Origin of the sequence: Paenibacillus sp. DP01, assembly GCF_044784315.1 — a bacterium.
GTDB classification, from domain to species: domain Bacteria; phylum Bacillota; class Bacilli; order Paenibacillales; family Paenibacillaceae; genus Paenibacillus; species Paenibacillus polymyxa.
Map to the genome: position 1 here is coordinate 3,479,456 of NZ_CP173059.1, position 22,399 is coordinate 3,501,854.

Here is a 22,399-nt window from a genome sequence, read left to right on the forward strand (position 1 = left end):
CATTACACCTGCTTGCCCGCCTCTGGTATCGCACATCTGCAGTGCCTGGCAGCCAGGTACCGGCAGATAAATGCAAGCTCCATCTCAAGCCGAAGCATCGATCCTTCCACTTTGTATACGTTTTCAACACTCAATTTATCGACCCTCTCCTTGGCCCTTCCATTCAATAGATCACCAAAGGTCACTACTTCAAAGGGCGGGTTGGTTTGGAGAATTTTAAGATATACCGAGCTAGTGTTACCACAGCTGATAATCCCGGCCTTGATTCGTTTTACGTCTTCACACTCCTTGGCCTCTAACATGTACTTTCTCATCTAACATGTAAGCTTTACAGTTCACATGGTATTCTATTTTGCTTTCGTTTAAAATGAATAATATGATTAAAACATGAACAATCTGGTCAATATTTGAAACAGCCATATGCCCAAAGGAGTCATCATCATGTCTATCATTGAGCCTTGCCAGGTTCTTACCGCAGGCTATTCCTTCCACCGTAAGCCCTTTTATTCGAACCAGCCTGATGGAATCAAAAATTATTTATTCCGTCTGCAAACAGATGGACGCTGTCAAGCACGCATTGACGGGAAAATGACACGGATTGAGGCAGGTGATCTGCTGCTGTTCAATCCAACCGAGCCTTATGAACTGGATATTCACAGTGAGTTGAATCCCATGGGAGAACAGGTTGTTGAAAGTGGGGATTATCACATTTTTTTCGGTGGTCCGTGGGTAGATGAGTGGTGGAATCATCACAAACGTCCCAACCGAATTAAGGTTCAACTCACAGAAGCCCTGCTTGGTCTATTTCGTCAGCTCGTGTTGGAGCAGCGACGTATTTCTAATCCTTACCCGGAAATATCAAGCTATTACATACGCATTTTATGTTTGGAGTTTGACCGTATACTATCTGAGCAGCCCACTGCTACTCATCATAACTATCTTGCTTATCAGATAAAAAATTATATTGAAGAAAATGCATCATCTAATTTTAAGCTGGATGACGTGTCTTCACACGTCGGGATCAGCGTATCCCGAGCGGTACACCTGTTTAAGGAAACGTTCGATACGAGCATTATGCAGTACACACTGGACGTCAGGCTCAACATGGCAAGGGAGCGTATCATTTTCAGTCCCATGTCACTGGAACAAGCCGCCGAATCGTCAGGATTTGCAAACTACACATACTTTCACCGTGTATTTCGTTCCCGCTTTGGTATGTCGCCCAAGGAGTTCAGAATGATACACCGCGAGCAATTGTAGGAAAAAGAGAGCGTTCAGGGGAACGCTCTCTTTTTCCTAACGGATGATATAACGGGTACTACTTACATACACAATCTGTTTTTACGGAGCAATCGTCAGCATCACAACTGACATCGGTGGCAGTGTAACATCCAAATGCTGACCTTGCAGCTGATAAGATGTAAAAGTTTCCTTTTTCACACGCTCTGGCTGATCAAATGTATTATGTGCCTGCATATCGTCACTGGCTAAGACAACACCATTGATCTTCTTAACCTCTTCGAGCCCTCTTAGCTCAAGGCTCAAATTTGCCGATTCGTCCGGATGGACATTGCATAAGCTTATATGAATAAAGCCATCTTGTGCCTTAGAGGCGGACACACTTACTTGTGGGATGGAGTCTCCATCATACTCATAATTGTCTACCTTCGCACGAATAGCCAGTGCTTGTGCATCCTGATGCACTTTGAACATTTCAAATACATGGTATGTCGGGGTCAACAGCATAGCAGGGCCTTCAGTTAGAACCATCGCTTGCAAAACGTTGACCATTTGAGCAATATTCGTCATCTGCACACGATCATGATGATTATGGAATATGTGCAGGTGTAGTCCGGCTACCAGCGCATCCCGCATCGTATTTTGCTGATACAGGAAGCCAGGATTGGTACCTGGTTCGGTCAGGAACCAAGTTCCCCATTCATCGACGATCAGCCCGACCCGTTTGTCAGGATCATATTGGTCCATAATGGCAGAGTGACGAGTAATCAGTTCATCCATATGCAATGATTTTTTCATCGTCTCAAACCATTCTGCTTCATCAAAACCAACTGCGTGTCGTTTCCCTTCCCAACTCCCCGGAATTGTGTAGTTGTGTAGACTCAAACCGTCCATCAGATGCCCGGCTTCGCGCATCAGCACTTCGGTCCAACGGTAATCATCCACATTCGCCCCACCAGCTATTCGATAAATGCGATTCTCTCCATAGTTACGGACATATGTCTGATAGCGGCGATACAAGTCGGCATAATATTCAGGGCGCATGTTACCGCCACAGCCCCAGTTTTCGTTACCTACTCCAAAATATTTGAGCTTCCAAGGTTTTTCACGACCGTTTTCCTGACGCCATGCAGCCATAGGGGACTCCCCGTCAAAGGTCATGTACTCTACCCACTCCGACATTTCCTGCACTGTACCACTGCCTACATTCCCACAAATATACGGCTCTGCATTCAATAGCTCACACAGCTGGAAAAACTCATGTGTACCAAAATGGTTATTTTCAACCACACCGCCCCAGTGCGTATTTACCATTCTTTTGCGGTTTTCTTTCGGTCCAATCCCATCTTTCCAATGATATTCATCCGCAAAACAGCCCCCAGGCCAGCGCAGCACAGGAATGTTCAGCTGTTTCAGCGCTTCCACCACATCATTTCGAATTCCGTCAGTGTTAGGGATTGGAGAGTCCTGTCCCACCCATAAGCCTTCATAAATGCATCGTCCAAGATGCTCAGCAAATTGCCCATAAATATTTTTATTAATTATGCCCTGTTCCCAATCGGTATTTACAATAACAGAACCCTTCACAACAAACCCTCCCAAAACATTAAGATTGTTGGAATACCACATAATGATTACGCTTTCATAACGGTATAAATTACACTCTCACTACCGTTACTTTTTGGACTCTAATGTTACACGTTGTCATGCCTAAAAACCTGTTGATTAATATAAATATTAATAATTAAATAAAAACATTTTACGTGTTTAATATATTTTATTGTCTACAATTTGTCAATTGCTAACAACAAAGTCCAAACAAACTAAAAAGGTCTGCCATTTAGGCAGACCAAGGTATGGCTACTTTATCCTGTAAATATTAGGTTAAACTGGGGCTGGAATTGTATTTTTCAAGCTGTTCCCTGCCAACGTGAACCATGGTAGCTGGGACAATTTTGAGCTGCTGCCAGGGCACGTATACGAACAATACTTCCACTAATGCCACATGTGTGCCCGGACATTAACTCATTGCATTGTGCGCAGGCTAACAGTCTGGCTTCGTACACTTCATCGTTTACACATTCCATTTTGGGTCTCATATTGTTTAGAATTCTGGTAATTTGCTCTTCCGATAAAGCGATATCTCTTTCACAGCCTTTACAAGTGCTTGGCACAGGTATATCTTCCATCGTCAGCTTACCCTCCTGATCAACAATATCCTCAGTAAAAATAGTTTATTTCCACATGCCACGACTGACTTTGCCAGATACTTTATTTTAGCTGGACTTATTTCCGTTCCGACGGGAGCTGGGCAGACGCCTCAGATACGACCATCGCCAAGTCCTCATTTCCGAACATGGACAGGACGCCTAATACCGTATCCAGCGGAATATCACCTGCTTCTTCTCGCGATACAGTCAGTTTGCGTATTCGTAGCAGACGCTCGTTGCTATCCTGCTGTGGATAGGCTTTACGATATAGTTCCTCTGGCTCCAAGCCGTTATTAATGCACCATTGAGCAAACACAAGGATCATCATATCCTCTTCTTGCTTATAATTTTCAATGATGGCTTCTTCTAGCTGTTTACCGCGGTTGTCTTCTTCCATTGATACATTTCTCCTTCAACCTAATTCTTGATGTCTGGACCGTCATAGTTCGATATTAATCACTCAAACGATTAATCAGTTCTTCCGCCAGCATATGGCTTTCCAACACTTTTCCAGCTTGTATCGCACACTCCTCCGGACGATGAATATGCTCCAGAAAATGATTCACCACCCCGGTAAATCCCCGTCTTTCTAATATTGTATCCCAACTTCCAAAAGTTTGAGTTTGTGATAAATTATTTTTTCGCATGAAAACAGCCTGTTCCATATTCGTTACTTCAACAGACCGTCCTGCCCCGTGAAGCTCCAGCTTCTCTATGTCAGCCCCTGCCTGTCTGCTCATACTGTATGTACCAGTGGCATTTCCCAAGCGCAAAGTCCCGAACGTAGCGTCCATATATCCTTCACTCGTTGTATCCAGACTACTATGCAGTAGCTCATAATTATCGCCACCCAGCCACAGTAGCAAATCAAGCATATGAATTAAATCATCATAAACCGTCTGTGCCGCCGGTCTACGATCATATCCAGTTCGGTGTTTAATCGCCGCACATTGACTGAAACCGCCCACTTCCTCTAGCCAAGCTTTTGCAGCCACATAGTGCGGAGCAAAACGTCGATTAAAACCTACCGCCAGCAGTACAGCCTGTGCCTCCGCGAAAGCAGTCATTTCCAGATTCTGACGAACATCATAGGACAATGGTTTATCCACGTACACCGCTATCCCTTTTTCAATACACGCCATAACTAGGTCAAAATGAGCTTCGGTGGCCGCATGTATAAATACAGCTTCCGGCTCCCATGCCAGCATTTCCTTCACGTCCGTCGTTCCTCTTGGTAGTCTATACTGCTCCATAGTAGAACTGACCGGCTCCTGTGAACGGTTCATCACTCCTACAATGTCTACGCCTTGGTGTGCAGCCAGTAACGGCAGATACACTTTACGAGCGATTCCACCTAATCCTGCAATAGCTATTCTTGTCTTGATTGGCTTGTCCATATCGTTCCACCTCTAATCACTCATTTCATCTGTTGTCTAGTTTACATGGAAGTCCGCTGACAAGCAAAGAAAAGAGACTGCTCCTGACCCAGATGGATCTGAGGAACAGCCTCTAAGACTTGAGTATCCAGCTTCAGCCAGATTACTTCAATATAAGTTAGCTTATGCGTGCAACGCTTCTTTTTTTGTTTTCTCACTTTTAACTTTTTTAACACGCATCCCGATGGCTACAACCAGAACTACAATCAAGACTTCAAAACCGTATTTAACGACTCCATTTGCGAACCAGTGTGCAATTAATGGCTCGGCCACCACCATTTTAGCAGCGGTATACGCTAATACTGCGGCTCCAATCGTGATCACTACTGGGTAACGTTCTGTCAGTTTCAGAATAATCGTGCTTCCCCACACCATGATCGGAACGGAGATTGCCAGACCTAGAATAACCAGTAGCATATTTCCATGAGCGGCTCCCGCAACAGCAAGCACATTATCGAGTCCCATCATGGTATCCGCAATAATAATGGTGCGAATCGCTGCCCACATCTGATTTGTAGCTGAAATTTCATGTTTTTTCTCTTCGACCAACAACTTATAGGCGATATAGATAAGGGCCAGCCCCCCAACCAACCGCAATCCATATATTTGCAGTAAGTATGTGACCAGCACTGTAGCAATCACACGAATGACGACTGCTCCGACCGTTCCCCAGATAATGACCTTCTTTTGATTGGCCTTATCAACATTCCGCGCTGCCAAGCCAATTACGATCGCATTGTCACCAGCTAGCACCAGATCAATGATAATAATGGACAATAATGCGGTTAAAAACTCAATTGACAAAAAATCCATACGTTTCTCCCACCTTCTTTGTTTATTTGTTATACTGTACATAGTTCAGCGCTTTATACTAAAAAAAAAAGCGCCATTTCGCGGAATCCGGAAACGGCGCTTGACCCCATTTTGGCATCAAAAAAAGACCATTTACCCGGATTCCTAAAATCCTGGCAAAGGTCTCGCTTACAACATTACGTTGCCAATAAAGCCGGGGATTAAGAATCCCGTAATGACGACTTTACTCGCTGAGCTACTCCCCTTTGGGAACTATTCTGTTAGTGGCAGTATAGCATACATTTTTGGGAATGTGAACCCTATTTTTTTCTGTATAAGCAAAAAGCCGAACAGGGATATTGAAAGAGGTATATAAATGAAAAAATGGTTACTCCCCGCGGCTTATGTTTCGCTGCTCTGCATTGCGTTTATCTACAGATATGATTGGCTAGCATGGGCGGACAAACAAACCTCCTTTCCGGTTCTGCTACTGCTCGCATTTTTATTTGCGTTAATTCCGTTTATCCCTTACAAGCTGATTATCGCTTCCATTGCTTATGCAGCAGGAGCCTGGCAAGGTGCTTTGATTTGCTGGCTTGGCACTACTCTCGCTGCGTTGGTCGTTTACAGTGCTGTACGTACCCTGTTCCGTGACAAAGGACGTGCATATTTGGAGCGTGTTCCCGCACTGGAGCGCTTCAATCAGGTCATGGAGAAAGATCCTTTTACTGCTGTGCTACTGGCTCGCCTGATTCCAGTCATTCCTCAGGCAGCTGTAAATGTATATGCCGGAGTAGCAGGGTTTCCATTTTGGAGCTTTATGCTAGGTACAGCGATCGGCAAACTTCCCGCAATTGCAGTGTATGCTTATGCAGGCGGTACCTTTGCGGAACATCCAATCACGGGTTTGCTTATTTTGCTGCTATATACTGCACTGGTAGGTGGAGGGTTTGTACTTTACAGAAAAAGAGTTAGGCGCGTCAACAAAACATAACACCAATGAGTTTGTGCCACTTCTGTAGAATGTTTCATTGCAGTTTTTGGGACACACTACAGCTACGCAACTGAGTACTTTCTGATGTTTCGTTGGATTTTGCAAAAATCCCGTATATAATTTAATTGTAAGCTATTTAAATAACAACTAATTAAACATTCTCAGATTGGAGTGATAAAATATGAGCACCAACAATCCAAACACGGTAGAAAAGGCAACTTTTGCGGGCGGCTGCTTCTGGTGCATGGTCTCCCCTTTTGAGGAAATGCCCGGTATTTTGAAGGTTAGATCTGGATATACAGGGGGACATACCGAAAATCCTACCTATGAAGAGGTATGCTCTGAAACAACGGGACATGTGGAAGCCGTGCAGATTACATTCGACCCCCAAGTGTTCCCGTATGAAAAACTGTTGGAGTTATTTTGGCAACAGATTGATCCAACGGATGAAGGTGGACAATTTCACGATAGAGGTTCATCCTACCAAACGGCTATTTTCTATCATAATGATGAACAACGCATCAAGGCAGAGGCTTCCAAAGAAGCTCTCGCTCAAAGTGGCCGTTTTGACAAGCCCATTGCAACATCTATTCTGCCTGCCGCAACTTTTTATGAAGCAGAAGAATATCATCAGGACTATCATAAGAAAAACCCCGCTCACTACAAACGCTACCGCAAAGGGTCGGGACGTGAAGATTTTATTGAGCAAAATTGGGCTGCCAAGATTGATAAGTCCGGGCTCAAAGATCGGCTGACGCCTATTCAATACGAAGTAACACAAAAAAACGCGACCGAGCGCCCATTTCAAAATGAGTTTTGGGATCATGAAGCTGAAGGCATTTACGTGGATATCGTATCAGGAGAGCCTTTGTTTAGTTCACTGGACAAATATGATGCGGGTTGCGGCTGGCCTAGCTTTACCCGTCCGTTGCGCAGTTACAATGTCAAAGAAAAGACCGATCTCAGCCATTTCATGATTCGTACCGAGGTGCGAAGTCGCGAAGCAGACTCCCATTTAGGGCACGTATTCGATGATGGTCCAGGTCCAGAGGGTTTGCGTTATTGTATCAATTCTGCCGCGCTCCGCTTTGTGCCTCAGGAAGACTTGGAGCGTGAAGGATATGGAGCATATAAGTCATTATTTGAAAAGTAAGCAGCCGTAAAATCATTAAGGCTGACCCGGAATCATCTTTATTAGAGGTCACGGGTCAGCCTTTTTTGAATATGACAGCACATCTTTACTGATCTAGCTCATCACCCACCCAAGCCAAATGGCTAGCGGTACCAGCAATAGCTGAGCTAATAAAGTTCCTGCCAAACGCGAGATGATCATCCAACCGTACACACTATTCATCCGAATTAGGGGTAGCTCCCCTCGTAGCGTTTTTTCTGACAACACCGCCAATCTTGGATCAATTAACAAGGTCAACAATACCGTTGCGACGCCATTGATTAAGCCTGACGACATTGACATTGCCGTACCTTGAGCGGGCCATAAGAATGACGCATACAAGGCAGATACCACTCCAGTTGTATAAATTGCGGTAACGGTAACATTTAAAATAATTAGACGCTTGGGGATCACTCCACTGATCAGGGAGGTAAGCATGGACCAGCTAGGGCGCTTTATGTAGTAGCCTGCATGCTTCCAGCGATTTCGACTCATTAAATGACGTATTAAAGCTGGAATAGATCCAGTATGCTCCAAATGCACAATCCATCTGGCTGACATGCGCACCACTGTTGGATACAGTAATATAGCAAACATAGTTCCAACGGTGGCGGCCAGCAGTACCCCGTGCATATACAGTTCCAGTCTCGTATCCGTTCCGCCCAATTGGGCTGACTCTTTAGCCTGATCGACCATCCCTCCAAGTAAAGGCCCCTGCGCCATATTGGAGGTGCGTGAAACCAACAGCAGCATTCCGGCCACGGTTAAGGCCAATCCAATCCGACGTGCTCGCAAACCACCAAGCCGAAGAGCATAAGACAAGCTATCGGTAGTATGAATGATGATGGTTAGTAAAAAAACGAAACCCCAGGCAAGCAAATGTTCCACTCCTTTTTCTGGTATTCTGCACACCATTATACGCCTTTTCTCAAGATATATTTTACAATACATTCATTACTTTAATTTTTGTTTGTCTAAGCCAACAACGGGTAATACATAATACAACACCTGCTAAAAAGGAGTGTGCAACAATGCCTTGGAACAAACATGATTACCCGCCATCCATGAAAAATCTGGAACCCCGGGTGCGAGAAAAAGCCGTTGATATCGCTAACGCTCTACTCCGCGAGGGCTATGAAGAAGGGCGTGCTATTGCGATTGCCACTGCTCAAGCTGAGGAATGGAACGATAATCATCCAGCCGAACAAGATAAGAAGTAGAAAAAATATAAAAAGCAGCATTCAAGCAGCACTAGTATGATCAACACTTGCCTCTTCCCATACAGCGAAAGGGTGTTACGTAAGAAGATTTCTCTCCTGACGTAACACCCTTTCCTTATTGACGAAGGCTGTGGACGACCGGCACTGTTTTGGTAACTACCTTTTTAGCGGGAATAGCCGCTGGCAGTACCTTTTTCACAGGTCGGTGCAATTGGAACGTGGTCGTCCATGTAATTATTTTTCCGGCAAGCCACACAGCCAGTATTGTAAACATTGTTTCCTTTACAGGCAGATACAACAGCGATAATCCTAGCACGATGATGTCACTGACAATAAACACGTTGCCGATTTTCCATCCGCGCCACTCGCTCACCAGCAGAGACAAAATATCATCGCCCCCGGTTGCTCCACCGAATCGCAGTACGATTCCGGCTCCTAAACCTGTGAGCACCCCACAAAGTAGAGCTGCTATCAGCAGATTTCCATGCAGGTCTATAACCAGAGTCGAGTATTTCTCAAATCCTGCATAAAACAGTGAAAAGGCGACGGCTCCGATTAATGCTAGCATCATAAATCTTTTGCCCTTCAGTACCCATGCCAGCAATATGACAGGAACATCAAGCATCAGCATACTCCATGCTGGAGATATGCCAAACGCATAATGCCCCAGCAGAGCTAAGCCTGCAAATCCGCCCTCTGACAAATGATTCTGGGCATTAATGTGATAGTACGTAAAAGCTAAAATGCATGTTCCGAGCAACATGACAGCAATCTGTCTCAGTGCTCCATTGTTCACGATAGATTCGTAAGTTTTCCTCATACAGGCTCCCTCGGTTTCTCGTAAGTTTGATGTGGATGAACCCACTCTTACGGAAGCAACCTGGTAAGATGTGCCTGGAGGACTTGGTCCTTCGCATGTACAATCCCCTCTTCCGCAGAGTTGGCTTTCGCAACTTGACGTTACTCCGCGGAAAAGCTAAGTATAAGACAGATCAAATCGTTTCCAAATCGTCCTTTGGGGAAGTATCCTTCGGGGACACATGGTATCCTGATCCTTTCTTTTGTGGAATAAAACTCCGACATTTCTGTGGTGCATATAATTCTATAATTTATTATACCACACCTTGTCACCTGCTAAACAGCTTGCTTTTTTGCTGCACCATATTTTATTTTATGTGTGAGCATGCTTTATTGTATGTGCGAGTTGACGCATTATACCAAAGGTTTGGCGAGTACACACTCAATGACCTGAGTGTGTTTTATTTTCACTTGGAGTTATTACCCTTAGTTTGGCTGTTCTGCGCTGATTGGCCATAAATACGCCCCCGAGTATAAGAACCAGACCGGTCAGCACGTTCCAGCCGATATGCTCATTCAGAAGTAAAAAGCCCCATACGATGGCACTCACTGGTACAAAATACGTTACCGAAGAAGCGAATTCCGCACTCCCCCGCAAAATCATATAGTTGAACAAGATATATGCTACCCCTGAACCCAAAACTCCTAGTCCTATTAGGGAACCTAATACTCCTGGAACAGAAACGATCGACAAATCTGGTCTCTCTACAATTACCATCATAATACCACCCCCTGCTGCCGCACCAAACAGTGTCGCAAAGGTAGCCTGATACATGGAAAGATTGGAGAGAAAACGTTTGGAGAGCTGTGTTCCAAATCCGTAGCAGAGAGTCGCAAGCAGCATACATCCAAAACCTACCGGATCAACAGAAATAATAGAGGCAGGATTAATACCCAATAAAATAATAATTCCTATAAAAGCGAGCCCCATTCCTAACCACTGCAGGCGATGAAATATAGCTCCGAAGAAGACAAGACCCACCAACATAGTCCATATTGGTGTGGTGGCATTCAATACAGAAGCCATGCTGCTAGCTATTCTGGTCTCACTAAAACCAATCAATGTCCATGGTAAAACCATGTTGACACATGCTACCAGAATAACCGATTTCCACGGAATGCTTTTGATTTTAAACGGCTTGCGTATAAGAAGCATTAATAAGATGATAAAAATAAGACCAAAACTGGATCGCAGAAATACAATGGTCCACGGTCCTACTTGATGTAGCAATAACACCTTAATAAACATAAAAGAACCGCCCCAAATAAGGCTCAACAATAATAAAGCTGCATATAACGAACGTGACAATATGTAAACCTTCTTTCTTGACTCTCTTATGTTAAATAGTAAAAACCGTCGCTATCAGAACGCTATCCCCTTCTATGTAAGTTTTTTATCCATTAGCTTAACATAAACTCTGTTTGACTGTCATCGGCCCTATACGCAAGAATCTTTACACAATGGCACATGGAAGTAGCGCTCCCCGCACTTTTCCAATAATTGATGATTGCTTTGGCAACAGAAAAATTCCTATGATGAAGTATATTCAGAACATACGTTCTATATGCTTATTGTATATTGTACTTTCACTCCGCGTAAAGGAGATATTTATGACAAACAAAAAGGTACTTGCTAACAAGCATAAAGCTCCTTTGCCTTCTGAAGAAGACGCAGGACTGATCAAGATGTGTGTACTTCTAACACTTGTACTGGATGTGCTGGAACGAGACATTCGCATTATGAATATCTCTCCTCTAAAAATGCCCGATTTGTATATTCGTAGCCTGACTGGAGTACAACAGCGCATAACTGTTCAATTAGCAGAAACAAAAGCACGAATGAAAAGACAGGGAGTGAAAATATACAGCGAAATCCGAAATCATGAAGGCGTAGAGGTTTTGTATGTATGCCGAGGTTACCAAAGACGATTTTTCATGCTTTCATCCTTTGCCCGCAGTGAGGTTCGGCGTAAACTCGGATACTACCTGGGAATTGATCTGACCCAAGACTATGCCCCCTTATAATCTCGCCTTGCCTACTTGCCTGAACAAAGAGAAAATTTTAAAGCCCATTGGTTACATGCAAATAATTTGGCTCGTATTTTCAAAAAGGAGAAATCTAAAATATGAAAAAAGAGCAGAGCCGCATAAAATGCTGGCTCTACTCATAATTACAACAGGCTGCTGGGATCAGGACAGCTTAAAGGATGCCAGATTGGCAAATGCATCGATTTATGATCTTACTCCTAAGGGCCTACTCCAGCAAACACTAGAAGTTGTAGATGAATCTCAAACCAATGAAGGTAAAGTACCAATGAAGTTTATTCAGGCACCGAGAATTCTGTCCGACAGATGTACCGGAGCCTGACTATCCAACTTCCCATTCAAGGTAGCCATTGTAATGGAATAGCGTTGGAATGAGGAGTATCCCCATGTCCGTTTTCATCCGCAGGTCACTGTCAATATTGTTGGAAACGGTGTTCTAAACTAGATCGTCCATGTTGCTTAGTTGTTGGATTGATCAGTCGTTGGTTTAGGATCGATAACCTCATCAGGCTGAGTTTTTGGAGCACCACTCTGGTTCTCTGATTCAGAAGGTGTCTCCGGCACGTTTTCAATAGAAGGTTGCGAAGTATCTGTTGATGGCACATCGTTATTCTCATCAGGCGGTTCGATCTCTGCGTCTGTGTCAGGAACAGAAGGAACTGTTTCCTCTGGTGGAACCTCCTCTTGATCTGTTGCTGGTACCTTGATCTCAGGGACATCTTCTTTCTTGATATCTGGTTTGGACGGAACTACTGGTCTAGCAGAACGTGGAAGCTGTTCTCTTCCGACTTCGGTCGGCACGTACTTTTGGTTAAACCAGTCAGTCACGAGGTGACCTGATTGGCGGGAATAGCGCCCTGGCAGCTTACCTGTAAGACTAGATACCGTAACTTTCACAACGCCTTCCGGCTGTATAAAATGCTTATTCTTAAAAAGCTCAGGCTGGTCCTTGACCGCCTCATTCATGATCAACGCCCACACCGACTGTGCTCTGGTGTGACCTTCTTGAGATAATGTATTAACCTGTTGACGATAACCAGCCCATACGCCTAGCGTAACGTCAGGTGTGTATCCCATAAACCACACATCACCAAAGTTCTGTGTCGTACCCGTTTTACCCGCAATATCAATGGTACCGTAGCTCTTAAAAGCTTTTTGCAGACGTTTGCCAGTTCCTCTCGGGTCTGATATAACGGTTCTGAGCATATCCGTCATCAAAAATGCGGTTTGCTGCGAATATACACGTTTCGTCTGTGGTTTAAATTCATATACAATCTTACCGTTGGCATCTGTAATTTTACTGATCAAGTGAGGTGCATTATACACGCCCATATTGGGAATTGTCCCATATGCTGCGGTCAGTTCCTCGACGGATACCCCCTTACTAAGTCCACCTAGAACTCCTGTTTGAGCATGTTCATCCTGCGGCTGAATCGTCGTAATTCCAAGAGAACGCACAAAATTCCAAGCGTTTGGAATTTTAACTTCATATAAAAACAGCCTCAGTGCAGGGATGTTAATTGACCGATTGAGTGCTTCACGGGCTGTCATAAGCCCCTCATACCTTCTGTTATAATTTTTAGGAATATGATAACCCTTTCGTCCGTCTTTCAATATGATTTGTGAATCATCAATAAGACCGGCGGGCTGAGTGTAGCCCTTCTCCAAAGCAGGTAAGTAAGCAGCAATAGGCTTCATGGCAGAACCGGGCTGACGTGTCATTTGAGTTGCATAGTTCATTTGCTCGGTATTAAAATCCCGGCCCTCGATCATACCGAGGATAGCCCCTGTTTTATGATCAATCATGATTGCCGCAATCTGTTCTAGTCCCTTCTTCTTACTGTATGGAGAAAAATTTTGTGGATTAGCTGCAATCTGTCGCATATTGCTATAAATTTTTTTGTTTATCGTTGTATAAATTCGATAGCCGGACCGTTGCAACTCTTCTCGCGTATTTTGAAGAAGTTCAGCATGCTCAGGCTTAGAAATCTCGGCTGCTGTGAGATTCGGATTTTGCTGGAGTGCTAACAGCTGTGCGGCCTCCCGCTCTGTTTCCAGCATCAAATAAGGGAATGTGTTATAGCTTTTTTCGCGATGGGGTGCAAGAGTCGCTCTCACATCAAATTGAAGCGCATCATTATATTCGGACAGTGTGAGCTTGCCTGTTTCCAGCATTCTTCCCAACACAACACGTTGGCGCTCCATCGCTTTGTTGAAACCTTCTTCATCAAAATTCCCTTTACCATCAAAAGCGGAATAAACAGATGGCAGCTGTGGAAGACCTGCCAAATAAGCCGCTTGAGCAATATGAAGCTTATGTAGATCACTTACATTAAAAATTCCTAACGAAGCAGACTTGATTCCATACAAATTGTAACCAGCGGAACCATTACCAAAAGGCATTTTATTTAAGTAAGCCGTTAATATTTTGTCTTTGCCCATAAAACGCTCCATACGTAGTGCCAGCAGCATTTCCTTCACCTTTCGGCTGTCCGTTTTATCCAGACTGAGGAAAACTCTTCGGGCTACCTGCTGCGTCAGTGTACTGCCGCCAGTTTGGCGGTTTTCATTCAAAAGTTTCTGTTTGACAGCACGAGCCGTCCCCTTTAAATCTACACCATGGTGCTCATAAAATTGGCTATCTTCTGTTGAAATGAGGGCATCCACAATGGACTGAGGGACATCCTTCAGGTCAACGAGCTGTCGGTCCTCTTCCATGCGCATTCTTCCAACCGGAGTTACCTGATCATTAAAAAATACAAAACTGGTCAGAGCATTCTCATTTACCTTTTCATATATCAATTGACGTGATCGTACAGGTTCATCATGAACCAGTGCCGCCACATAACCGGATATAAGACCTCCGGCAAACAGCACTCCAAGTACACCCGCAAGCGAGAACCACTTGATATTAATCAGCAAAACTCTGCCAAAAATGCGCCACCTACTGCGTTTTTGAGATGATGGTCGACGTTTTGGGTTCATAAAAATGGTTTTCTCCCCTCAATATTCATTCATTTCCACTTGTTTTTGTTCAAGATAATATGATACGCCATGCTAGGTTTCCCGTAAACTGTAATGTTCCAAAAAATACATTTGTATTAGGAACACTTGTTCTATATATAATACTACTATAAGGGTATATGTTCAAGAATATTCTGGAATATGATTAATCACATGCCAGGAGAGGAGATCAACATTGTGAAGGAGCGTGGAAGTAGAACCATATTTCTAGCGGACTGCCAAAGCTTTTACACCAGCGTCGAAAAAACGGATAATCCCGCATACCAACATAAGTCGCTCGTTGTGGCCGGTGACCCTGCACTTCGTTCAGGCGTTATTTTAGCCACGTGTCCGCTGGCCAAAAAACATGGTATATCCACTGCAGAACGTCTGGGGGAAGCTGTAAAAAATGTCCTGACCTTATCATTGTACGCCTGCGCATGCAGCATTATATCGATGTCTCATTAAAAATAACAGAAATCTATAATGAGTATACGGATTTGGTTGAGGTTTTCAGCATTGATGAACAATTTCTGGATATGAGCGGAAGTCTCTCCCTGTTCGGAGATCCGTTGAGTATTGCAAGTGAAATTCAGCGGAAAGTGCTGGGACAAACAGGAGTATGGACTCGAACCGAAGGAAAAGTATAAAACACAGCTAAAATACCAAATAGCATTGTAGTATTAACAAAGTCCAGCAATAATTTTCTAGACTTTAATTCAAAGATTAACAGTTTTTTAGTTTTACCTGTTTCCCAAGAACCCTTCAGACCAATATGTAGTGGGATCTGACCTTGCTCTAGTAATTCTAAATTACATCAGTATATCCCTTCATTTATTTATAATGCCCCCCGATTTTTAGGGATCTCTCCAGTGCCTGACCAGCTTGGGTCAAAGAGGACGCTCTTACGATAGCTGCGCTACCATAGCGTTCTTTAATTTTATCTGTTGCTTCTTCCAAGGAGCGGATACGCTCATGATCCTCAAAGAAGGAAAGTTGATAAGTTTGGTCGTCAACCAACCCACTTAAAGTGACACCTAAGCGTCGTATCGGCATACCGTTCCAAAAATTATAAAATATTTTTTTTGCTGCGTTGTACACTTTATTCGTATTGTTAGTCGGATCTGTAAGCTTCATTTGCCTGGAAAATCCGGTGGGAGCCTCATATGGGCTACATATACAACTAACGGTCACGACAGAGCCCATGCACCCCTTACGACGACTGTCTCGACAAACTTCTTCCGAGAGTTCAAGCAGGATGGTCTCTACTTCATTTGGTTCCAGATAATCTTGGGGTAGGGTCATCATATGGCTTACCGACTTTTGTGGAGAACTGAAGGTATACGGAGCTACAGGACTCTCATCTAGACCATTGGCTGTTTTCCACATGACCTCCGCCTGTATATCCGACTGTTTTCCAAAACGAGCGCGAAATTTAGACTTAAGATCTGGTAGAGAGGTTCTAGCGATATCTCCAATGGTTGTCATACCAAGCCGCTCAAAATGGGACGACATCCGCGAACCTACCCCAAACATTTTATTAACTGGCTGTGGCCAGAGCAGCTGCTCTAATTCTGTCTTGGGCAACGTGAATATACCGCTTTTAATTTTTTTAGCCCAAATATCGGTTGCGCTTTTGGCAAGAACCTTATTGGAACTGATTCCTATTCGTACCCAAACCCCGGTTTGTAAAAGAACCTTCTTTTGAATTTCTCTTGCAACGGTTAAAGAATCTCCAAAAATTTTAAAACTACCCGAAATGTCCAGAAACTGCTCATCGATACTAAACACCTCTACCAGGTCAGTGTATTCCTTGTATATATCCGTAATTGCTAAAGAGACATCGATATAGTGTTTCATACGGGGACGGACGATCACAAGCTCAGGACACTTCTTGAGGGCTTCACCGAGCCGTTCTGCTGTAGACACCCCGAAACTTTTGGCCATAGGACATGCTGCTAAAATAATTCCAGACCTGCGTGCAGGATCGCCTGCTACCGCAAGCGGTTTATTTTTATACTCTGGGTAGGAAGCTTTTTCTACACTCGCATAAAAACTCTGGCAATCCGCCAAAAGAATTGTCCGCTCAGTTGTTTTAGTCATGCTGCACCCTCCAAAAAAACGATCATATACATACGAACATGTATTCTTATTTATTATAAAGCCAAACATTAGTTCTGTATTCAGGTAATTTATAGGATTATGTAAATTAATCATCAATGATTGGGTATCTGGTACGAGCGTGAATCATCACATTATTTCTGTGATCATAAAGGCCAAGAAAGCTTAATGTGCTCGTGGGGGATGAGGATCGGAACGGAATTCTGGTTGGCTGGGCTTCATCTTTTAAATGTCAACAAAAATAAAGAACCAATGTATAACATTTTATCTTGTCTTGAAAAAGCGGAAACTTGGTATACACATTTGAATTCCATTAAAAAAAGGTTTTCTTCAACGATGTCGTAGGTACATTTCCGCTGTATGAACTGAATTCCATGACATTTATAGTTCCCAATGTACTTTTAATTTCTTAAAAAAGCTCTAGTAAGCTGTGCTTTGTTAGTAATATCCGCAGCAAAACCTTGAGCCTCAATTTAGTTAATTGCTCAGTATACTGTCTAGTTTCTCTTATGTTCTTGAAATCATAGCAATACGAAATCCGTGTTTACCAAACGTCTTAGCCAGTGAAAAGTCCAATCCGGGATCTGCTCCAACTATGACCAATGTTATCAATGCAAATTCACTTCTTCTCTTTTTAAATTCTTATGAGCTAATTTACTAGCGTATTTATAAATTAGAAAAGCGGACGAGCAGCAATTCGTCCGCTCTATTGTAAGTCCTGTCTTTCAGATAAGTGCTTTTGATGATGTTTGTGTCTATTGAGTTATCCTCGAAAATACGACTTAAAAGGTAGATGTATCAATAACAAATCGATATCGTACATCATTTCGGATAAGTCGCTCAAAAGCTTCGTTGATTTGATTGGTGTGAATTACCTCAATTTCAGGGACAATACCATGCTCTGCGGAGAAATCAAGCATTTCTTGGGTTTCAAGAAGATCGCCTCCAGGCGTTGCTGCAATTCTGCGACGACCCATAAGCAAACTGAGCGTATTAAATTGGTTCGGCTTACCGGAATCACCAATGATAACAAACGTACCATTTATATTAAGCATGGATACGTAAGCATCTAAATTAAGACTTGCAGAGGTCGTGTTGAAAATCACATCAAATTGACTAGCTAGCGTCGAGAATGTGTCAGGATCGTTCGTTGCATAGTAATGATCGGCGCCAAAACTTAGCGCATCGCTTTTCTTATCCATTGTCTGACTCAAGGCCGTAACTTCAGCTCCTAATGCATGGGCATATTTGATAGCTAGGTGGCCGATACCTCCAATACCGACGATAGCGACTTTTTTGCCTGGACCTACTCCCCAATGTTTCAAAGGATAGTAAGCCGTAGCTCCTGCACAGAGTAGTGGACTGGCAACATCTAAGCCCAAACTATCTGGGATCTGAAGTACGTAATTTTGCTTCACTACAATTTTTTGACTGTAACTACCGTAAGTAATATTTCCATCGTAGTCTACGGAATTATACATCATGACCATGCCCTTTTTACAGAACATATTCTCACCACGTAGGCAATTCTCGCACTCTCCACAAGAGTTCACGAGAGGCCCTACTCCAACCTGGTCACCCACTACAAACTTAGTTACTTCCGTTCCAACCGCTTCTACAATTCCTGTCATTTCATGACCGGGAACCATTGGGAATTGAGAGTAACCTCCATCATTATGGACCATATGAACATCGGTGTGGCATACACCACTATACTTAATATCGATTAGAACATCATCTGGGCGCAGTTCCCTCCGTTCAATCATCGTCCGTTCAAATGGCGCATTCGCACTGAGAACACTCAATGCATGAACTTTACACATACTTGTTATACCCCTTTCATTTTTCATATTATATATTTCAGATATTAGCTAAATTGTTGTATTTGAATTGTATTCGTATCCCTATCTCATCCCCCTTCATACACTATTTCCAGCCTACACTTAGGTACAGCGTGATAACGCATCTAAGGTTGTCTTAATGGATACTTATAGTTTAAAACTCCAGATCTATGGTTAACATAGCCTGATTACAGACAAAGTTGTCCCTATTACTGATTATTAGGAAAGAAAATGAATACAAAAAGCCCCTCAACTTCAGGAAAGCAGAGGGGCCATCGTAAACCTTATTATTGCTCCGTACTTATTTATTCATATAAGGGCTAATAACCTTTTGGCAGTAATCCCAAACTTTTATTTCGTTTTCTACAGAATAATATCGATCCCGTGGTTTTTCCTCCTTCATGTTACCAAAGAATTTCCCATTAACCTTTTCTACTTCTTGTGATGTGGCCAAATATACGGTTGTAGCAGCTCCTTTTTCTGGCGTATTCATGAATGGAAGTGCCAACTTAAACACTATATTATTAATAAAACCTTTATCGTTGTCTTGTCCAAATCTAGTCGCAACAGCACCAGGATGTAACACGTTCGCAGTTATATTTTTCAGTCCCCTTCTCATTAGTTCAGCTGACCAGTGTCTTGTGATTCAAATCGTATACAATTTGGAGGATGCATACGCACCGGACGAGGTGTAGTCCTTTTCCAACTGTAAATCGCTGAAATCTGGTTTTTTGGCAATCCTATGTGTTGCGGAAGAGGTATTAATGATCCTTGCTGAGGGGCTTTTTGAAAGAACATCTAATAATAACTCTGTTAAGAGCAATGGTGAAAATACATTAAGGGTCTCTGTGCTTTGTTTTGATTCCGTCCATGAATGATCACAGTGTGTCCCTACTTTGCCATGGTTTTCGCCGCAACTTTTCCGATTCCATCAGTAGCTCCAGTAATAAGGATGATTTTTGTAATCATCGTAATTCTCCTTTTCATTTAAGTAATATATTTATACTGCAACCCATTCGATTAGGTACATATCCAGGTTACTGATGATATTGTCCAGATTACTGATAAATAGTTCTGTAATTCAAACAAGTTTATCGTGGATTAGACTATGTCTTACTTGAAATTCAAAGGATATGATAAGAAGAGCTTTCTATTTGCGAGGAATTGTTTTGTTCATAAGGAGGGCAAATCATGTTAACGGTTGAATCAATATCTGACTTACATGAATTACTCGGATACAATAAACCTAAACATCCATTAATTACTGCGATGAATTTTGAAAATGCTAATCCATCGGAAACCATGTTTTTTGAATACGAAGCAAATGAAGCCTTGCAGCTCTCTGAACAAGAGAGAGAGACGATTGAACGTATAGTGAAGAACATTGAGGATGAATACAGTAAAAATATAGACCTTTACACGAAAGAACTCGTTGTGTCCAATTTAGAATTACTCTTAAATTACGCTAAACGCTTTTATGGCAGGCAATTTATCACTAGAGCAGTGGTTTATAAAGACGCCGTCACCAAGTTCGAAGAGCTTTTAAATGAACTGTGTACAGTGGATATTATTGAAAGATCAGGTACACCAAGTGTAAAAGGCCTGGCTCAAGCAATGGGGTATTCACCTAATTATCTTTCGGACATGCTAAAAAAAGAAACCGGTAGAACAGCTCAGGATTTTATCAAATCCAGGGTGCTGGAACTTGCAGAAAACTTGCTTTTAACGACTAAAGAGCCTATTCATCAAATTGCTGAGAAGCTTGGATTTGAACAGCCTTCTAGCTTCACAAAATTTATAAAAACGCACTTAGGTTTGAGTCCAATGGATTTCAGAAGACAGCATTTGGTATGAATAAAATTAAAAAAGGGTTTGTCTCTATGTTTATTTTGAGACAAGCCTTTTTCCTAATGTTCATCCTATCCATCGAAATAGAATAAAAACATTATATTGACACTTTTTGAGCCTCTCAAAACTGTAAAACATCATTGCATTTATTAATTATTATAAAATACAACTAAATAAGCTTGTCCGAATAACACACCTATCTTAAACACCTGTAATCAGGAAGTATGCGCAACGAAATTTCTGCCATGTACAAAGCTGTCTGTCACATATATTAATGCACCACATTTATGACTGTAGTAAAGTACAGTAAACCGATGACCTATCATAAAACTGCTTTTACAGCGGGAGATGTTATTTCAATCTCAAAAGCTACTCACCTGAAAACTACTTCCTTTGACAGTGATTGCGCGTCCTATGACCGCTGTTAAACACAAAATCCCAAAAAAACTCTATGCAAATGGTTAAACCATTCACATAGAGTTTTCTCATTATCCGTTTACTTGCGAAAGCTAATATTTTTAATATTTCTCAACATTTCCGCCTCGGTCAGCCGCAATCTGTAGCTTGCAGCGCTGGACGAGAACGGGTACGCTACAAGCTATCTCAAAAGGTACGGGTTTGTAATCAGCGCATTCCGCTAATATTCAATTGCTAAATCTCAGAGCTTGACCAGGCTAATCAATCCCACTCCGACCATGATTACCGTAATGCCGGCCAGTAGACGAAGCCATTCCCCGGGACTCTTCTTTTCCCTGAAAATCAGAATACTGCCAACGCAGGAGATGGCGATACTCGCCTGAGAGATCGGAAAACTGGCAGCGACTCCAATAAGCCCATTCGAAATGAATAGCGCCAAATTTGCCACGCTCCACGACAAACCCGTAGACAAATTGCGCAGCACCTGAACCAGATGAAGCTTCTGCCCTCCCTTACAGTTCATTAAAAGCGCAGAACACAGCATGCCAAGTGATTGCGGTAAGATGACCGACAGACCGGAGACATGAAAGATTTGATTAATAATAACATACAAGGTTAAGGCTATACCTGAACAAACCAACATGACAAGAATTTGAAGGGGTAAAGGCTTGGACAAACCACTTGATTTGCCCTGATAGCTCGTCAGCAAGATGCCAGACAAAATAAATATAAGCGCTGCTAATCCAATACCAAGTTGGTACCCAGTCGTCCATTCGCCCAAGATTAGTGCTGCAAAAAGCGTCGTTCCCATAAGTTGTAGCCCACAAATAATGGGAATGGCCATTGAAACGCTTACTTTCTGGAAAGCTTGAAATTGAATCAACTGTCCTACGGACCAAAACACACCTGAGACAAAGCTCACAATAAATGGTGTGATTTGAAAGTTAACAGGTGAGTACGAATACAGGCACAGTGCGAACAATACGGCACCGATGACCGTCCCCGTCAGTTGCTCGCGAGGACTGGCTTTTGTCATTTGCGCCAGTATGGGCATGAATCCCCAGCCTATGGCTGGAATAAAGGCAATGAGTGTATCCACATGCAGTTCCCCTCTCGTAAAGTGAGTTCTTCCGTGCAATCCTTTAAAATACCATGCAGGAAAAACCAACAGCTTTACGATATCAAAATACACCCACCTTAATC

General features: G+C 42.9%; 20 protein-coding genes and 1 pseudogene. 7 read left to right on the forward strand and 14 right to left on the reverse strand.

From position 1 onward, the window contains the following. Nucleotides 1-2: 2 nt before the first annotated feature. Nucleotides 3-302 (reverse strand): hypothetical protein, encoded by a 300-nt coding sequence (locus ACH59B_RS15375; RefSeq protein ID WP_019687922.1) that lies wholly within the window; start codon nucleotides 300-302, stop codon nucleotides 3-5. A gap of 139 nt (nucleotides 303-441) precedes the next feature. Here ACH59B_RS15375 and ACH59B_RS15380 point away from each other — a divergent pair, with 139 nt between their 5' ends. Then, nucleotides 442-1,260, forward strand: a complete 819-nt coding sequence (locus ACH59B_RS15380; protein WP_016822319.1) for an AraC family transcriptional regulator — start codon at nucleotides 442-444, stop codon at nucleotides 1,258-1,260. An 81-nt stretch (nucleotides 1,261-1,341) separates the two neighbouring features. Here ACH59B_RS15380 and ACH59B_RS15385 read toward each other — a convergent pair whose 3' ends face one another. The 5 genes from ACH59B_RS15385 to ACH59B_RS15405 form a co-directional block, all read right to left on the reverse strand. Next, nucleotides 1,342-2,826, reverse strand: a complete 1,485-nt coding sequence (locus ACH59B_RS15385; RefSeq protein WP_102999143.1) for an alpha-N-arabinofuranosidase — start codon at nucleotides 2,824-2,826, stop codon at nucleotides 1,342-1,344. Between the two features lie 323 nt (nucleotides 2,827-3,149). Continuing rightward, nucleotides 3,150-3,428, reverse strand: a complete 279-nt coding sequence (locus ACH59B_RS15390; RefSeq protein ID WP_016822321.1) for a hypothetical protein — start codon at nucleotides 3,426-3,428, stop codon at nucleotides 3,150-3,152. Between the two features lie 97 nt (nucleotides 3,429-3,525). Next, nucleotides 3,526-3,846, reverse strand: a complete 321-nt coding sequence (locus ACH59B_RS15395) for a hypothetical protein (protein WP_044785250.1) — start codon at nucleotides 3,844-3,846, stop codon at nucleotides 3,526-3,528. Nucleotides 3,847-3,901: 55 nt separating this feature from the next. After that, on the reverse strand, nucleotides 3,902-4,846 hold the full coding sequence (locus ACH59B_RS15400; protein WP_404301994.1) for a Gfo/Idh/MocA family protein: 945 nt from the start codon (nucleotides 4,844-4,846) through the stop codon (nucleotides 3,902-3,904). Nucleotides 4,847-5,008: 162 nt separating this feature from the next. Next, complete coding sequence (locus tag ACH59B_RS15405; RefSeq protein ID WP_017427476.1) at nucleotides 5,009-5,698, reverse strand: TerC family protein; 690 nt, start codon at nucleotides 5,696-5,698, stop codon at nucleotides 5,009-5,011. 355 nt (nucleotides 5,699-6,053) lie between these two features. Between ACH59B_RS15405 and ACH59B_RS15410 the strand changes: the two genes are divergently transcribed. Both ACH59B_RS15410 and msrA read left to right on the forward strand, forming a co-directional pair. Further along, on the forward strand, nucleotides 6,054-6,671 hold the full coding sequence (locus tag ACH59B_RS15410) for a TVP38/TMEM64 family protein (protein ID WP_017427475.1): 618 nt from the start codon (nucleotides 6,054-6,056) through the stop codon (nucleotides 6,669-6,671). Nucleotides 6,672-6,852: 181 nt separating this feature from the next. Beyond that, entirely contained in the window at nucleotides 6,853-7,824 is a 972-nt protein-coding gene (gene msrA, locus ACH59B_RS15415) for a peptide-methionine (S)-S-oxide reductase MsrA (RefSeq protein WP_016822326.1), read from the forward strand. A 93-nt stretch (nucleotides 7,825-7,917) separates the two neighbouring features. On the opposite strand, the gene ACH59B_RS15420 is transcribed toward msrA, so the two are convergent. Next, nucleotides 7,918-8,721 (reverse strand): lipid II flippase Amj family protein, encoded by an 804-nt coding sequence (locus ACH59B_RS15420; RefSeq protein ID WP_025365178.1) that lies wholly within the window; start codon nucleotides 8,719-8,721, stop codon nucleotides 7,918-7,920. A 152-nt stretch (nucleotides 8,722-8,873) separates the two neighbouring features. Here ACH59B_RS15420 and ACH59B_RS15425 point away from each other — a divergent pair, with 152 nt between their 5' ends. Beyond that, nucleotides 8,874-9,062 (forward strand): hypothetical protein, encoded by a 189-nt coding sequence (locus tag ACH59B_RS15425; RefSeq protein WP_404301997.1) that lies wholly within the window; start codon nucleotides 8,874-8,876, stop codon nucleotides 9,060-9,062. Nucleotides 9,063-9,177: 115 nt separating this feature from the next. Here the strand turns inward: ACH59B_RS15425 and ACH59B_RS15430 are convergent, their stop codons facing one another. Further along, nucleotides 9,178-9,882: a YitT family protein gene (locus tag ACH59B_RS15430; RefSeq protein WP_044785253.1), complete on the reverse strand. Its 705-nt coding sequence runs from the start codon at nucleotides 9,880-9,882 to the stop codon at nucleotides 9,178-9,180. 420 nt (nucleotides 9,883-10,302) lie between these two features. Continuing rightward, the gene (locus tag ACH59B_RS15435; RefSeq protein WP_031461708.1) at nucleotides 10,303-11,229 is read right to left on the reverse strand and encodes a DMT family transporter; all 927 of its coding nucleotides are present in this window, start codon (nucleotides 11,227-11,229) and stop codon (nucleotides 10,303-10,305) included. A 302-nt stretch (nucleotides 11,230-11,531) separates the two neighbouring features. On the opposite strand from ACH59B_RS15435, the gene ACH59B_RS15440 reads away from it, so the two are divergent. Then, nucleotides 11,532-11,945, forward strand: coding sequence for a hypothetical protein (locus ACH59B_RS15440; RefSeq protein ID WP_117288940.1), 414 nt, complete (start codon nucleotides 11,532-11,534; stop codon nucleotides 11,943-11,945). 480 nt (nucleotides 11,946-12,425) lie between these two features. Here the strand turns inward: ACH59B_RS15440 and ACH59B_RS15445 are convergent, their stop codons facing one another. Continuing rightward, the gene (locus ACH59B_RS15445) at nucleotides 12,426-14,951 is read right to left on the reverse strand and encodes a transglycosylase domain-containing protein (RefSeq protein WP_117288942.1); all 2,526 of its coding nucleotides are present in this window, start codon (nucleotides 14,949-14,951) and stop codon (nucleotides 12,426-12,428) included. Nucleotides 14,952-15,143: 192 nt separating this feature from the next. Here ACH59B_RS15445 and polYB point away from each other — a divergent pair. Continuing rightward, a pseudogene (polYB, locus tag ACH59B_RS15450) lies at nucleotides 15,144-15,601 on the forward strand (DNA polymerase IV); the annotation flags it as partial. 202 nt (nucleotides 15,602-15,803) lie between these two features. On the opposite strand, the gene ACH59B_RS15455 reads toward polYB, so the two are convergent. The 3 genes from ACH59B_RS15455 to ACH59B_RS15465 all read right to left on the reverse strand — a co-directional run bounded on the left by ACH59B_RS15455 (nucleotide 15,804) and on the right by ACH59B_RS15465 (nucleotide 19,550). Beyond that, nucleotides 15,804-17,072, reverse strand: coding sequence for a DNA polymerase IV (locus ACH59B_RS15455; protein WP_016822332.1), 1,269 nt, complete (start codon nucleotides 17,070-17,072; stop codon nucleotides 15,804-15,806). 800 nt (nucleotides 17,073-17,872) lie between these two features. After that, complete coding sequence (locus ACH59B_RS15460) at nucleotides 17,873-18,913, reverse strand: NAD(P)-dependent alcohol dehydrogenase (protein ID WP_404302001.1); 1,041 nt, start codon at nucleotides 18,911-18,913, stop codon at nucleotides 17,873-17,875. 319 nt (nucleotides 18,914-19,232) lie between these two features. Next, nucleotides 19,233-19,550: a hypothetical protein gene (locus tag ACH59B_RS15465; protein ID WP_404302003.1), complete on the reverse strand. Its 318-nt coding sequence runs from the start codon at nucleotides 19,548-19,550 to the stop codon at nucleotides 19,233-19,235. Nucleotides 19,551-20,122: 572 nt separating this feature from the next. Here ACH59B_RS15465 and ACH59B_RS15470 point away from each other — a divergent pair. Continuing rightward, nucleotides 20,123-20,785, forward strand: coding sequence for a helix-turn-helix domain-containing protein (locus tag ACH59B_RS15470; RefSeq protein ID WP_404302005.1), 663 nt, complete (start codon nucleotides 20,123-20,125; stop codon nucleotides 20,783-20,785). A 652-nt stretch (nucleotides 20,786-21,437) separates the two neighbouring features. Here the strand turns inward: ACH59B_RS15470 and ACH59B_RS15475 are convergent. After that, nucleotides 21,438-22,295: a GRP family sugar transporter gene (locus tag ACH59B_RS15475; protein ID WP_404302007.1), complete on the reverse strand. Its 858-nt coding sequence runs from the start codon at nucleotides 22,293-22,295 to the stop codon at nucleotides 21,438-21,440. Nucleotides 22,296-22,399: the final 104 nt, after the last annotated feature.